Below are 13,767 nucleotides of genomic sequence, written 5' to 3' on the forward strand. Positions count from 1 at the left end.
TATCTGATTTAGCAATGAACGAACCAAACGTAAAATGGTTCTTAAGTGCTGCAGATGCTGCTAAGCTAATGAATGAGCTTTCGCCAAATACACCGTTAACAGATGCAACCACGTATTACGGCGTTCTTGTAACACCTAACAACTGTGGAAGTTTAGTTCCAACCGCAGTTAAAGTAACGATAAACTTAAGCAATGCAGAGTTAGACTTAACACAGTTGAAATACTATCCGAACCCGGTTGATTCTGAATTAAACATCAGCTATATTGAAGAGATCAAGAAAGTTGAAGTATTCACAATCACAGGTCAAAGAGTATTTGGAAACGACTACCAAGGCAACGAAGTAAAAGTTGATTTAAGCAGATTGAGTGCAGGAACTTATCTGGTTAAAATAGAAACAGCGAAAGCTTCACAGTTTGTGAAAATCGTTAAGAAATAAGATTAATCAAACACAATTATAACAAAACAAAGGCGGGTGAAAACCTGCCTTTGTTTTTTGTTAACGTTTTATTCTCTAGCTTTAATCTACCTACTTAAGGCTACTTTTGTTTTCATTGAAGTTTGCTAAAAGTACATCGTGAATATCGGCGGCACTTGGTAGTTCAAAAAGTTCAAGGTTAAAGTATGGAACCACCGCTAAAATATGATCAAAAATATCAGCCATAATGCCTTCGTATTTAAGCCATTCTACGGTGTCTGTAAAGGCATAAACTTCAATAGGTAAACCGTGTTCGGTAGGTTGTAGGTGTCTTACCATTATGGGGAATTGTTTGTGTATTTTAGTATTGTTTAGTAAATACCGTTTTGTGTACTCGCGAAACAAACCAATATTGGTCATTCTACGCCCGTTTACCAGCATCGTGGGGTCGTCAACATGGTTAAGGTTATAAGTGCTTATTTCCTGCTGACGTTCGATGATATAAGATTTTAAAAGTTTGATTCGTTTTAAATCTTCTATTTCATCTTCCTTCAAAAAACGGATCGATCCAATTTTAATATTGAGTGATCTTTTTATACGGCGACCACCCGATTTCTGCATGGTTCGATAGTTCTTAAAGGAATCACTTATCAGTGCATATGTAGGAATGGTAGTTACGGTTTTATCGAAATTTTGAACTTTTACAGTACTTAAATTAATCGTTAAAACGGTTCCGTCTGCTGCATATTTCTGCATTTCGATCCAATCGCCCACACGCACCATATCGTTAGACGATACCTGAATGCTTGCAACAAATCCCAGAATGGTATCCTTAAAAACCAATATTACAATTGCCGATGCCGCACCCAATGCTGTTAATAAACCGTAAGGTTCTTTGCCGGTTAATTCCGAAAAAATCAAAATGGCGCAAACAATATAAAGTAAAATGGCAACTACCTGAAAATAACTGTCTAATGGTTTGTCTGTAAATCGTTTGCGGCTGTTTAAAACATCTTTAAACGTATAAAAAATCGACTTTAATAAAAGGGTAAATGTTATAATAATGGCAATATCTACCATCTTTACAGTGCCATTGGTTATTTGCGGAAAACCAGTAAATATAAGGGGTAACGATTGTTTTGCAATAATTAGCGGAATTAAATGCGTAATGTACTTTAAAACTTTATTGTGAATTAAAAAATCGTCGAAACGGGTTTTACTTCTTCTGATGGTTTTTATAAGCAGCAACATTAAAATTCTGCGCAATACATAATCAATCACATATAAAATAACAAAAAATGCAATGAGCAGTAAAATAGTATTGATGTAATGCGATGCCTGACTGCTTAAACCGGCTTCTTTAAGTAAATTGTATCCAAAGGAATAAATGGTGCTTTGTAATTCGTTCATGTAAATGTATTTGAAAAAAATCCCGGATGTTACCTCGGGATTTTGCTTTTATAAGTCGTTTAATAATTTAGATATTTCGTCTAATTTCGGCGTTAAGATAACTTCTATTCGTCGGTTTTTTGCCTTGCCTGTTGCGGAACTGTTTGATGCAATCGGAGCAAATTCACTGCGTCCGGCTGCCGTAAGGTTCTTTTTATCGATGCCATTGGTTTGTTCGATAATATTAACGATTGCCGTAGCACGTTTGGTTGACAAATCCCAGTTGTTTGTGATGCCGCCACCTAAATTACCCATGATTTTATCGTTATCGGTATGCCCTTCAATCAAAATAGCAATATCAGGATTTTTAGCTAACACTTCAGCCAATTGTTCCACTGCATTTTTACCTTCGTTACTCACTGTCCAACTTCCTGAAGGAAACAACAATTTGTTTTCCATTGAAACATAAACCTTTCCGTTTTTTTGTTCAACCGTTAAACCTTTTCCTTCAAATTCAAACAAAGCTTTAGAAAGCGATTCTTTTAAATTGCGCAGGTTTTTATCTTGAGCGGCTAATTTGCCTTCTAATTCGGCAACACGTGAAGATTTTCCGTCCAATTCTTTCTTTAAACTGTTTAAGCGTTCAATTTCTGCCTTGATTGCCTGATCGCTGTTTTTCTCTAAACTGCCGTATTCTTTTTGCAGTTGATCGTACGCAACTTTTAATTTATCGCGTTCAGCAACAGCATCTTCTAACTGACTTTGTAATGATTGATTCTTCGTTCCCAAATCAAACGACTGCGATTTTAAATCACTCGATTCGCCTGTTAAACGCTCTAATTCTTCGGCACAGTTTTTATATTTCGCGTCTAATTCATTGTACAATCTTCTGGTAACGCAGCTTGTTAAAAGCGGTATGCAGCAAGCCGCCAATAATATTTTTTTCATATTTCTAAATGTTTTTTATTAACCTCCACCACATAGAAACATAGATTTTTCTTATGTTTTTAAAAGATTATGATAGATGTTTTACTTTTCGCATAGCACAAACTATGTGAAAAATAATATAATTTTCTATCCCATCTTTTACAATTAGTTATAATTCTATTCGTCTATGTGGTTAATTTTTATTTATTTTGAATTACACCCAACGGTTGTTTTTATTAATCAATTTCTATTGCAACCGGGCAATGATCAGAATGTTTAGCATCAGGCAAAATGTACGCACGTTTTACACGATCTTTCATGTTTTCGGCTATTAAATTATAATCAATTCTCCAGCCTTTGTTATTGTTGCGGGCATTTGCACGGTAGCTCCACCACGAATAATGATGCGGTTCCGGATTCAACATACGGAACGAATCTAAAAATCCATTCTTCATAAAAGTATCCAGCCATTCGCGTTCTTCAGGTAAAAAGCCCGAAACTTTTGCATTACGAATAGGATCATGAATATCAATTGCCTGATGACAAATATTGTAATCGCCACAAATAATCAAGTTTGGAACATCTTTTTTCAGCTCATTGATATAATTCTGAAAATCTGCCATGTATTGAAATTTATGGCTTAAACGATCAATATTCGTACCTGAAGGAAGGTATAAAGACATCACCGAAACATCGTCAAAATCAACCCGAACGTTTCTTCCTTCCTTATCCATATAATCAATTCCGGTACCAAAAACAATTTGCTTGGGTTCGTTTTTACACAAAATGGCAACGCCGCTGTAGCCTTTTTTTTCTGCCGAAAAATAATATTGGAACGGATATCCGGCAGCCGTAATTTCTAAAACCGGAATTTGATCCTGTGTTGCCTTAATTTCCTGTAAACAAATAACATCGGGGTTTGCAGCCTGCAACCAATCTAAAAATCCTTTGGTAATAGCAGCGCGAATTCCGTTAACGTTGTATGATAAAATTTTCATTTATAAGTAGGTGTTTTGTCAAAAATACATATTTCGTTTTTTAAGAAAAATACATTTAACGACTTATTTTGTTTTTAAATGTAAATTATATTATTAACAATTTATTAAACTAAAGTAAATTTTATTATATTTAAAACCTTAACCTTAGATTAAAACTGCATTATAATGAAATGGGTTTTAAACAGGTGTGAAAGGAATTGTTATCTTTGCAAAAAAATAGTTAAATGGGGTTAGTAACCGCTAAAGAAATTGCGCGCGTAATAAAATTAGATAAGTACGGGTTTATTGGTACTTTTTCTGGTTGGTTATTAATGAAAGTGCTTAAAATATCACAATTAAACAAAATATACGACCGAAACAAACATTTAGAAGATGTTACTTTTTTAAATGCCATTTTAAACGAATTTCAGATAGAATTTGAAATTGATCCCGAAGAATTAAAACGCTTACCTAAACAAGGTCCATATATTACCATATCGAACCATCCGTTGGGAGGTATTGACGGAATTTTGCTGTTGAAATTAATGCGCGAACGCGATCCTGATTACCGTATCATCGCGAATTTTCTGTTGCATAGAATTGAGCCTTTAAAACCTTATGTAATGCCGGTTAATCCGTTTGAAAATCATAAAGATTCCAAATCGAGTGTTTTAGGATTAAAGGAAACCTTACGCCATTTAAGCGACGGAAAACCGTTGGGAATTTTTCCGGCAGGTGAAGTATCGAATTTTGAAGAAGATAATAAAATTGTAGATAAACCTTGGGAAGAAGGTGCTTTAAAACTGATTAGAAAAGCACAAGTTCCGGTGGTTCCTATTTATTTCCACGCAAAAAACAGCAAGTTGTTTTATATGTTGTCTAAGATCAGTCCAACATTACAAACAGCCAAGCTTCCTTCTGAATTGTTAACACAGAAAGACCGAGTAATTCGCGTGCGTATTGGAAAACCAATCACCGTTGCCGAACAAAACGAACATGGAGCATCCATAGAAAATTTTGGAAAATTTTTACGTCAGAAAACCTATCTGCTGGCAAATACCACAAAAGACGACGATAAAAAACAATACATAAAAATACCATCGTTTAAACTGCCAACGCCTCCACCAAAAGAAATCGAACGCCCGGTGCTTCAAGATTTAATGGTGAAGGAAATAGAAAATTTGCGTAAGAGCGATGATCGTTTGCTGCAAAGCAAAAATTACGAGGTTTTTTTGACCGATGCTACCAATATTCCGAATATTTTGCGTGAAATTGGCAGGTTACGTGAAATTACTTTTAGAGCTGTTGGTGAAGGAACAAATGAATCGATCGATTTAGATAAATACGATACCTTTTACAAACACATGTTTTTGTGGGACGACGATGCTAAGTGCATTGCCGGTGCCTACCGCATGGGCATTGGTAAGGATATTTATGCAAAGCACGGTATTAACGGGTTTTATTTAACCGAATTGTTCCGTTTTGAATCGGAGTTACACGGTATGATGGAACAATCAATAGAAATGGGTCGCGCCTTTATTATTGGCGAATACCAGCTAAAACCAATGCCGCTGTTCTTGTTGTGGAAAGGTATTGTACACACTACGTTACGTTACCCGGAACACAAATATTTAATTGGCGGGGTAAGCATCAGCAACCAGTTTTCAGATTTCAGTAAATCGTTGATGATCGAGTTTATGAAGTCACATTTTTACGATCCGTATGTGGCACAGTATGTTCAGGCTAAACAAGAATACAAAGTACGTTTGAAAGATGCCGATAAGGATTTTGTTTTTAACGAAGCCGAAGCCGATTTGAATAAATTCGACAAGTTGATTGAAGAAATAGAACCAGGCGGATTGCGTTTGCCGGTTTTAATTAAAAAGTACATAAAACAAAACGCACGGGTAGTGGCTTTTAACGTAGATCCCTTATTTAATAATTCGGTTGATGGATTAATGTACATACGTATTGTTGATTTACCCGAAAGCACCGTTCGCCCCGTAATTGAAGAACTACAATTAGAACTGGAACGCAAGATAAACGAAAAACAAGAAGAATAATTGTTACTATACAAAAGGCTAAATTAATTATTAGCCTTTTTTTATTTTGTTTAATATTATGTTAATTTTTTTGTTATATTTACAGTACAGTTAATTAAAAAATATAACATTATGAAAAAATTACTTTTTTTATTGGGGGGGGTAGTAGCCCTTACAGCGTGTAGTGAAGATGCGTATCAGGAAGCCGAATTGCAAAACGAAGAAACCGGTTCGCAATAACAAACCAACAGTTTTGATGACAACAGTCCTGGTGGACTTGGCTCGGGAGGTATAAGCCAATTGGCTACAAATTATTTTTCGCCTTGGGATATTTGGTACAACAGAAATGGCTTTGAAGGACTGCAACCATCGTATGGAATTAGCAATGGTGACGAGGATGAAAACTATTCGCCTTATAGATTAGAGGTGTATGCGTGGGTAGGCTTAGCCTATTTTGATGGCGATAACGATGGAATATTTAATGATTATAGCTTACCTGCGGCTAACCAGATCGTTGCCAATATGGCTACAAACCCAGCTCAATATCAAAATTTACTTACTTTTAATGCGGGACAACCTCAAGAAGTTGGTAATCTTGTAAAAACAATTAATCCCTTGGTCTTTCAGCCGCAGCAAAGCGCAAGAATTGAAGATTTACAAGACCATTTACCTATGCCTGGAGGAACACTTCCTAGATATCCTAGTTTTACCCCGCCTTGGGCTTTTGGACAATGGGCAGATGGTTTTGATTTTGCTGGAACATTACAACCGCAAGAAGAACTCTTATTAAGAGATTACGGTAAAGTGTTTTTTTACGAAGTTGAAGTTTTTGAAGCAGCCACTAATGCTTTTGTAGGTACGTACATTTTGCATCCCGAAATAAAAACATTATCTGGCGGACTAGTTAATAAATGGCATCCGGTTGAAAATACACCAGGCGGAGGAATACAATTACAAGGAAACTTACCTTTTGGCAGTTTTAATTTGCATTATTATACAGATGGGTCATTCAACCCTACGACATATAGTAATTTTGGAAGTGGTTCTGGACAATGTAACTCATTTGAATTAGTTTTTGAAGCACCAAGTATTAAACACCAGCATACTATAACAGGTAGTGTGCCTAAAACGCTAACTATGGATATTTGGCAAGACGTTCCCACTTTTTGGCAACGTTCAGCGTTGCATTTAAGAGTACATTGATAGAAAATTAAAGTGTGTGTCTTAAAAGTACCCAACGTTGTCATTCCGAACTTGTTTCGGAATCTCATAATCTTGATTTTCAATATTTAATGAGAAGCCGAAGTGAATTCAGCTTGACAATAGCTACCTTTTAAGACACGCTCTTTACTTATAATTCTAAAAATTATGAAAAAGTATTTACTGGTTTTAATAACTGTATTATGTTTTAACTACATATATAGTCAGGTTTTGTACACCGAAAATTTCAACAATCACAGTGTTGGTAATCTTGGAACCGATGTTACCGGTAAAATACCCGGGCAATGGGGGTGGTATACCGGTTCGGCTTATACACAGGCAAACAGTTTTTTTACCATTGAAAACGAAACGGGCAGAGGCAAGGTATTGAATATAAGTACCGGTTTAACTTATGCAGAGGCGCTTGGTGCATGGAAAACAAACTTACACCCTTTAATGGCTAACCATTTGCCGGGAAATGATGTGCTGATGTTTGAAATTGATTTTTATACTGGTCCAAAACACCCAGGAAACGCAGGAGGGTATGCTAATATAAGATTATATAGTATTGGTGATCCAAATTCTCCGATAAATCCACCTGAAGGTTTGGCTAATATTGCTTTTATGAAAACAAACGGCATCTTTTATGATGGTTCTACCGATGGTAACCAGCACTTTTACTTACCTTTTAACACTTGGGTTAAACTTATCGTGTATTTAGATTACCCTAACAAAAAAGTGTATTATCATACGCCATCTTTAAATAAAGTATCTTCTCGTGATTTTTTAAAGTATAAAACGTCAACTAATCTTATACAAGACTATCCTTTATCAAATATCGTAATAGATGTAATAGTGTCAACGGGAGCAAATGATCCTCAAATTTATAGTCGAAACCGTTATGATAATATTAAAATTACGGCATTAAATGCAGTACCGCCAGAGGTTATAAGTTTAAGCACCAACGAACAATTAGCTGCAAAGTTTAACATGTACCCAAACCCGGCAGCAACTGTGGTGAACATAACTAACAGCGAAAATATGTTGGTAAACCAAGTTACGGTTTATAATATGGCAGGTAAACAGGTAAGCACACAAAACTTTAATAACGAAACTGAAATACAGTTAAATGTAGAAAACTTGGCAAGTGGTACCTATATGCTGCATTTACAAACCAATGAAGGTACAGCGGTTAAAAAACTGGTTAAAAAATAGATTTTTTGCTGTATATTGTAATTTGTATTAATGTAAAGTGTAAAAGTTAAGAATCAACCTTGCAAAAGTTCTAAACTTTGGCAAGGTTTAAAAACAATAAAAGCGACCAAATTTAATGGTTGCTTTTATTTATATATGAATATTAAAACTACTTCTTAATAAACTTATGTGTAGAAGTGTATTTTCCTGTATTAATAACCAAGATATACGTTCCAGTTTGTAAACTCTCCACATTTATCTGTTGGTTGATTTGGTTGGAATTTTCTTGAGAAACCGTTTTAATCAATCTTCCGTTTAAATCAAAAATATCAAATTTAACTTTTTCAATGTTAGTTGTAGAAAATTCAATATTTAAGATACTTGTTGTAGGGTTAGGATAAATCTTTAAATTATCTAACGTAACTTCTTCTGTACTTAAATTTGGATCCCATAATGTAAATTTTTTAGAAACCGTGTAAAAAATGTTTCCTACGGCTTCAATTTTAATTCGCGCATCGTACGTGCTTGTTAAATTGGTTGGGATATTGACTGTAGCACTTCCATTATTTGGCACATTAGCCGCTAAAGTTGAATAGGTTAATCCGTTGTCTGTAGAAACCAATATATTAACATCAGTTGTGTTTATGTTATTTGCGGTAGTGCCGGCAACATTCCAAGTAATTGTTTTACTTGATCCCATAAACCAAACAGGTTCTGTAGTGCTTGGGTTGTTGTTTGGTGCTGTAATTACAAACGGACCTGTATTGGCTGCCGTAATAGTTACAGGCTGCGTATAAGCAACGCGTGCTCCATTGGCATTATTATCGCGTACGGTTGCTACAAAACTATATGTTCTGCCTACCGTTGCCAAACGCTCCCATTCAGTACTAACAATTCCGTGGCTAAAAGTTGTTCCATCTAAAACAGTTGCCATACTTGGAAACGAGCGGAAATTATTTGGGCTAGGGGCTACCGATCTAAAAGCAGGACCGGTTGTAGAAGTTGCAACAGGTGGTTGCGCTGATAATTGGGTATTAACTTGTTCAAAAGTATAAGTTAACGGGTCGTTATTTGCATCAGTCGCTGTGGTGCTTAAAATAAAAGGAGTTCCGTAAGGAATTGTCTTAGCAACTAAAGGTGCAACAACCGGTGGCGAATTGGTAACAGTGGTTTGTTGCGCACATGTTGCAGTCAGTAAAAAAGTTTGTATTTCTCTTATACTTACAGTATGATAATAAGCATCTACATTGCTTTGAACGTTTGGCGGACAAATACCGGCATAAGACATTATGGTGCTACCACTACCTGTTTCTACTGCTGTACTATTATTTCTATTAAATTGACAAGAGTTGTTAAAAGTGTGATTTGCACCAAACTGATGTCCCATTTCATGTGCTACATAATCCACGTCATACGCATCACCTACTGGAGAAGGGGATCCTGTAATACCCGCTGCTTTTGACCACGAACTACAAACCGATCCTAATTGAGCCAATCCACCTTGTCCGGTACTAAAAGTATGACCTATATCGTAATTAGCTGTTCCAATAACGTTATCAATTACACTTTGACTCTCGCTAATTAACGAACCTGCATCATTGTTAGTAAAATTATCAGATGTAATGAAAATGATATTCTTATTATTTGCAATTAAATTTAAATGAACATTTAATTCGCGTTCAAAAATCTGGTTTAAACGGGTTAAAGTTACATTCATTGCAGCTAACACAATGTTTTTCTTCTGGTCCACCGTGGTGTTTGGTGTTCCTGCAGGTGCGTTTGTTACATGAAAAGCTGCATATTCAATAGTACACGCTAATGCCAAGCGGTAGGTTCTGCGTTTGTTGTCTAAACTTAAAGTTTGAACGGGAACAGAAGAAACTGCAACATCATCAAAACTATCGCCCGGAACCAAACAAGTAAAATTGTTTTTCGGCAATTCTAAACTACTGCGTTGGTACACCATAACGTTGTTTAAATCGTTGGTGTAATTGTCCATATAAAAAACAGAACCATCGGTTTTCATTCCCATGGCATGAAATCCAAAAATATCAGAAATACTTATACTTACGCTGTTTCCGTTATTTTTAGTATCAACAGCTTTTAAACTTCTTATATTTTGTACATTTTCAGCCAGTTCAGTTTCCATGGCAGCGTTGTTGTAAACCCAGTAAGTTGACAATTGTCCGTTTGCATCTGGTAACGAAATCACTAAATCCGATGGTCTTTCAGATAATTCCGGAGCATTTTTAACCCACTCTAAAACATTTTTAAGATTTAAACTGTAAATTTTAAAATCGGCTGGATTGTGTTTTCTAACGAACTTTTCCTTTTCGGAAAAATTTCGTTCTGTACTTTCTTTAAAAGGATTAAATTGCGCAAACAAATTTCCTGTACAGAAAATAAGCAGAATAAGAATTAATTTATTGTAAAATTTCATAAAAGAATGATTGTTTTGCCAAAAATACTAACTTTATCCAAAACAGAATTTAAGTTAACCTCGTTTTTTAAATTATTAACCTACATTAAGATTCTTACAAAATAACTTTCATTCGTTATTTTATTAATAACTTTGGCAAAAACTGTAAAAGTGAACGTTTTTAATTCTGTACAATCTTTTAAATCAACGCAAAAAACCATTGTAACCCTTGGTACGTTTGATGGTATGCATATTGGGCATCAGGCTATTTTAAACAAACTGAAACTTCAAAAAAAAATATACGGTTACGAAACCTTGGTGCTTACTTTTTTTCCGCATCCACGAATGGTTTTAAAAACCGATCATAAAATATCATTGTTAAATACGATTGATGAACGAGTTAAGTTGATCGATCAATTTGGAATTGATCATTTGGTAGTTCAGGAGTTTACACAGGATTTTGCCGATTTATCTGCCGAAGAATTTGTAAAAACTGTTTTGGTAGATCAGTTTAATATCGGGAAAATTATTATTGGATACGACCACCGTTTTGGAAAAAATCGTTCTGCTGATATTCACGATTTAATAGAATTCGGTAAAAAATATCATTTTGATGTAGAACAAATTTCTGCCGAAGAATTAAACGATGTTTCTGTTAGTTCAACCAAAATTCGCAACGCCTTAAATGTGGGCAATGTAGCACTTGCAAAAACCTATTTGGGCTATCCGTATATGGTTTCGGGCAAGGTGGTTTCGGGCAAACAGTTGGGTAGAACGATTGGATACCCCACAGCGAATATTCAGGTTGCCGAAGATTATAAACTAATTCCTGCCATTGGCGTTTATGTGGTTGGCGTTACAGTCAAAGGCAAAGATTTTTACGGAATGTTAAGTGTAGGAACAAACCCAACAGTTGGCGGAACCGAGAAAACAGTCGAAGTTTATATTTTTGATTTTAACGATACTATTTACGATGAAGAAATAACGGTTCGTTTTCTGACAAAAATTCGAGATGAAGAACATTTTGGTTCGATTGATTTGTTGATAGAAGCATTAAAGAACGATGAAGTTTTTTCTCGAAATTTCCTTTCAAATATCGATTAGTTATGTGGAAAAAAGCATTTCAAAAAATAGATAATTCTTCGTTAGTTGTTTTCCGGATTTTTTTCGGAATCATATTTCTTGCCGAAGCCGTTGGTGCGTTGGCATTAAAATGGGTCGATCGAAATTTTATCGATACCAGAACTAATTTCACCTTTATCGGGTTTGAATGGTTGCTGCATCTTCAAAACGAAACAATGTATGTGGTTTTCGGTTTAATGGCTGTGGCTTCAATCGGAGTAATGTTAGGCTACAAATACCGATTTTCAGTTATTGCACTTACGATTTTGTGGAGTCTGGCTTATTTCGGACAAAAAACATCGTACAACAATCACTATTATTTAATGTGGTTAATCGGTTTGATTATGTGCTTTTTGCCTGCGAACGCCAATGCTTCTATCGATGCTAAATTAAATCCAGCAATAAAAAAGAACTACATGCCACAATGGGTTCGGCTGGTTTTTATTATTCAGGTAAGCTGTGTCTATTTTTATGCAACGATTGCCAAATTTTATCCCGATTGGTTAGATGGAACTGTTACAAGAAACATGTTTATAGGAATGACGAATGTGCCTGAAACGGTGCAGGTATTGTTCAAAAAAACCGAATTTCAGTTGTTTATTGCCTACATGGGTATTGCTTTTGACGGATTAATTGTTCCTGCACTTCTTTGGAAACGTACCCGTTGGTTTGCTATTATCGCTTCGTTAATATTTCACATATTCAATTCCATAACCTTGCAAATTGGCGTATTTCCGTACTTTGCATTGAGTTTTTGCGTGTTCTTTTTTCCGCCAAATCAAATTCGGAATTTCTTTTTTAGAAAAAGACCAAAAGAAGAATACCATGGCGAAACAGCCGCTGATTATGTTACTATTTTCAAATACTTTTTTGTTCCATATTTAATCATTCAAATTTTATTGCCTATTCGTCACTGGTTTATTAAGGACGATGTTTTGTGGACCGAAGAAGGACATCGTTTAAGCTGGCGAATGATGTTAAGATCGCGCACCGGTGAAGTTACTTTTAAAGTGATCGATAAAAAAACAAACGAACGTTTAACTTTTAATAACACGGAATTGCTGAACGAAAAACAACGTTCGCGCTTAAATGCACCCGATGTTATTTGGCAAATGGCACATAAAATTAAAGATCATTTTAAAAGTCAGGGGAAAGATGTTGCCGTTTACGCCATGCGAAGCAGCGTAAGTATCAATATGCGACCAAGTAGCCGTTTAATAGATCAAAATGTTGATTTAGCTGCCGAAGAATGGAGCCATTTTAGCCACCATGATTGGGTTTTGGAAGAAAAGGATCCGAAAGATCAGCCTGTGAAAACGAATTCAATTCAAAATTTAAAGGATTTAAAACACCAAAAGTAAAATACTGAATCCAATCGCCTAAATTGATGTATAAGGCGCTTGGATTGTTTTTCAACGGAAGTGTCATTGGCAAATGTCTGTGTCCAAAAATAAAATAATCGGCAAATTGTTCGTTTACCTTTTTATTTGCGTATAAAATGAGCCATTCGTTTTCTTCGCCCAAATATTTTGCATCGTCATCGCCCGAAATCAGTTTGTTTTTTACCGAAAGATATTCCGCCAAACGAACCCCAATATCAGGGTGCAACCAACGAAACAACCATTTTGAAAACTTGTTGGTAAACACTTTTTTCATGCGTTTGTATCCTTTATCACCCGGGCCTAAACCATCGCCATGACCAATAAAAACGGTTTTATCGAATATTTTGAAAACTTTAGGTTCATGAAAAACCGGAATATCCAGTTCTTCTTCAAAATAATCTTCCATCCATAAATCGTGGTTTCCTACAAAAAAGTAAATGGGCAAGCCGTTATCACGCATTTGTGCCAATTTTCCTAGAATACGGACAAATCCTTTGGGAACAACCTTTTTATATTCAAACCAAAAATCGAACAAATCGCCCACGATAAATAACGCACCGGCATCTTTCTCAATAGCGTTTAACCACTTTAAAAATAAGGCTTCGCGTGGAAGGCTTTTTTCACGGGTCGGCGCTCCGAAATGATGATCGGACGTAAAATAAACTTTTTTATCTGCAGGGATTTCTAAAGTAATCATGC

12 protein-coding genes are annotated in these 13,767 nt (G+C 35.6%); 7 read left to right on the forward strand and 5 right to left on the reverse strand.

Annotated features, from left to right (window positions below; translation table 11 throughout):
- On the forward strand, positions 1-437 hold a 437-nt coding region (locus BM253_RS12405; RefSeq protein ID WP_143095652.1), incomplete at its 5' end, for a T9SS type A sorting domain-containing protein.
- A gap of 90 nt (positions 438-527) precedes the next feature.
- On the opposite strand, the gene BM253_RS12410 is transcribed toward BM253_RS12405, so the two are convergent.
- From BM253_RS12410 to BM253_RS12420, 3 genes are all read right to left on the reverse strand, one after another.
- The gene (locus tag BM253_RS12410) at positions 528-1,826 is read right to left on the reverse strand and encodes a mechanosensitive ion channel family protein (protein WP_091524785.1); all 1,299 of its coding nucleotides are present in this window, start codon (positions 1,824-1,826) and stop codon (positions 528-530) included.
- A 48-nt stretch (positions 1,827-1,874) separates the two neighbouring features.
- Positions 1,875-2,753 (reverse strand): OmpA/MotB family protein, encoded by an 879-nt coding sequence (locus BM253_RS12415; RefSeq protein WP_091524788.1) that lies wholly within the window; start codon positions 2,751-2,753, stop codon positions 1,875-1,877.
- Between the two features lie 215 nt (positions 2,754-2,968).
- Positions 2,969-3,730 carry an exodeoxyribonuclease III gene (locus BM253_RS12420; protein WP_091524792.1) on the reverse strand — a complete coding sequence of 254 codons (762 nt, stop codon included), beginning with the start codon at positions 3,728-3,730 and terminating at the stop codon, positions 2,969-2,971.
- A gap of 224 nt (positions 3,731-3,954) precedes the next feature.
- Here BM253_RS12420 and BM253_RS12425 point away from each other — a divergent pair, with 224 nt between their 5' ends.
- The 4 genes from BM253_RS12425 to BM253_RS12435 all read left to right on the forward strand — a co-directional run bounded on the left by BM253_RS12425 (position 3,955) and on the right by BM253_RS12435 (position 8,166).
- Positions 3,955-5,772 (forward strand): GNAT family N-acyltransferase, encoded by a 1,818-nt coding sequence (locus tag BM253_RS12425; RefSeq protein ID WP_091524797.1) that lies wholly within the window; start codon positions 3,955-3,957, stop codon positions 5,770-5,772.
- Between the two features lie 111 nt (positions 5,773-5,883).
- On the forward strand, positions 5,884-5,991 hold the full coding sequence (locus BM253_RS17360) for a membrane lipoprotein lipid attachment site-containing protein (protein ID WP_177205780.1): 108 nt from the start codon (positions 5,884-5,886) through the stop codon (positions 5,989-5,991).
- A gap of 60 nt (positions 5,992-6,051) precedes the next feature.
- Positions 6,052-6,954, forward strand: coding sequence for a hypothetical protein (locus tag BM253_RS12430; RefSeq protein WP_091524800.1), 903 nt, complete (start codon positions 6,052-6,054; stop codon positions 6,952-6,954).
- Positions 6,955-7,119: 165 nt separating this feature from the next.
- Positions 7,120-8,166 carry a T9SS type A sorting domain-containing protein gene (locus BM253_RS12435; RefSeq protein WP_091524803.1) on the forward strand — a complete coding sequence of 349 codons (1,047 nt, stop codon included), beginning with the start codon at positions 7,120-7,122 and terminating at the stop codon, positions 8,164-8,166.
- Between the two features lie 148 nt (positions 8,167-8,314).
- Here the strand turns inward: BM253_RS12435 and BM253_RS12440 are convergent, their stop codons facing one another.
- Positions 8,315-10,585, reverse strand: coding sequence for a zinc-dependent metalloprotease (locus BM253_RS12440; RefSeq protein ID WP_091524806.1), 2,271 nt, complete (start codon positions 10,583-10,585; stop codon positions 8,315-8,317).
- Between the two features lie 132 nt (positions 10,586-10,717).
- Between BM253_RS12440 and BM253_RS12445 the strand changes: the two genes are divergently transcribed.
- Entirely contained in the window at positions 10,718-11,668 is a 951-nt protein-coding gene (locus tag BM253_RS12445; RefSeq protein WP_317040958.1) for a bifunctional riboflavin kinase/FAD synthetase, read from the forward strand.
- A gap of 2 nt (positions 11,669-11,670) precedes the next feature.
- Positions 11,671-13,047: an HTTM domain-containing protein gene (locus BM253_RS12450; RefSeq protein ID WP_091524809.1), complete on the forward strand. Its 1,377-nt coding sequence runs from the start codon at positions 11,671-11,673 to the stop codon at positions 13,045-13,047.
- On the opposite strand, the gene BM253_RS12455 is transcribed toward BM253_RS12450, so the two are convergent.
- A complete protein-coding gene (locus tag BM253_RS12455) occupies positions 12,947-13,765 on the reverse strand; it encodes a UDP-2,3-diacylglucosamine diphosphatase (protein WP_091524813.1) in 819 nt (272 codons plus the stop codon). The two genes, BM253_RS12450 and BM253_RS12455, sit on opposite strands and share 101 nt — an antisense overlap.
- Positions 13,766-13,767: the final 2 nt, after the last annotated feature.

Origin of the sequence: Paenimyroides ummariense, assembly GCF_900115115.1 — a bacterium.
In the GTDB taxonomy this organism is placed as follows: domain Bacteria; phylum Bacteroidota; class Bacteroidia; order Flavobacteriales; family Flavobacteriaceae; genus Flavobacterium; species Flavobacterium ummariense.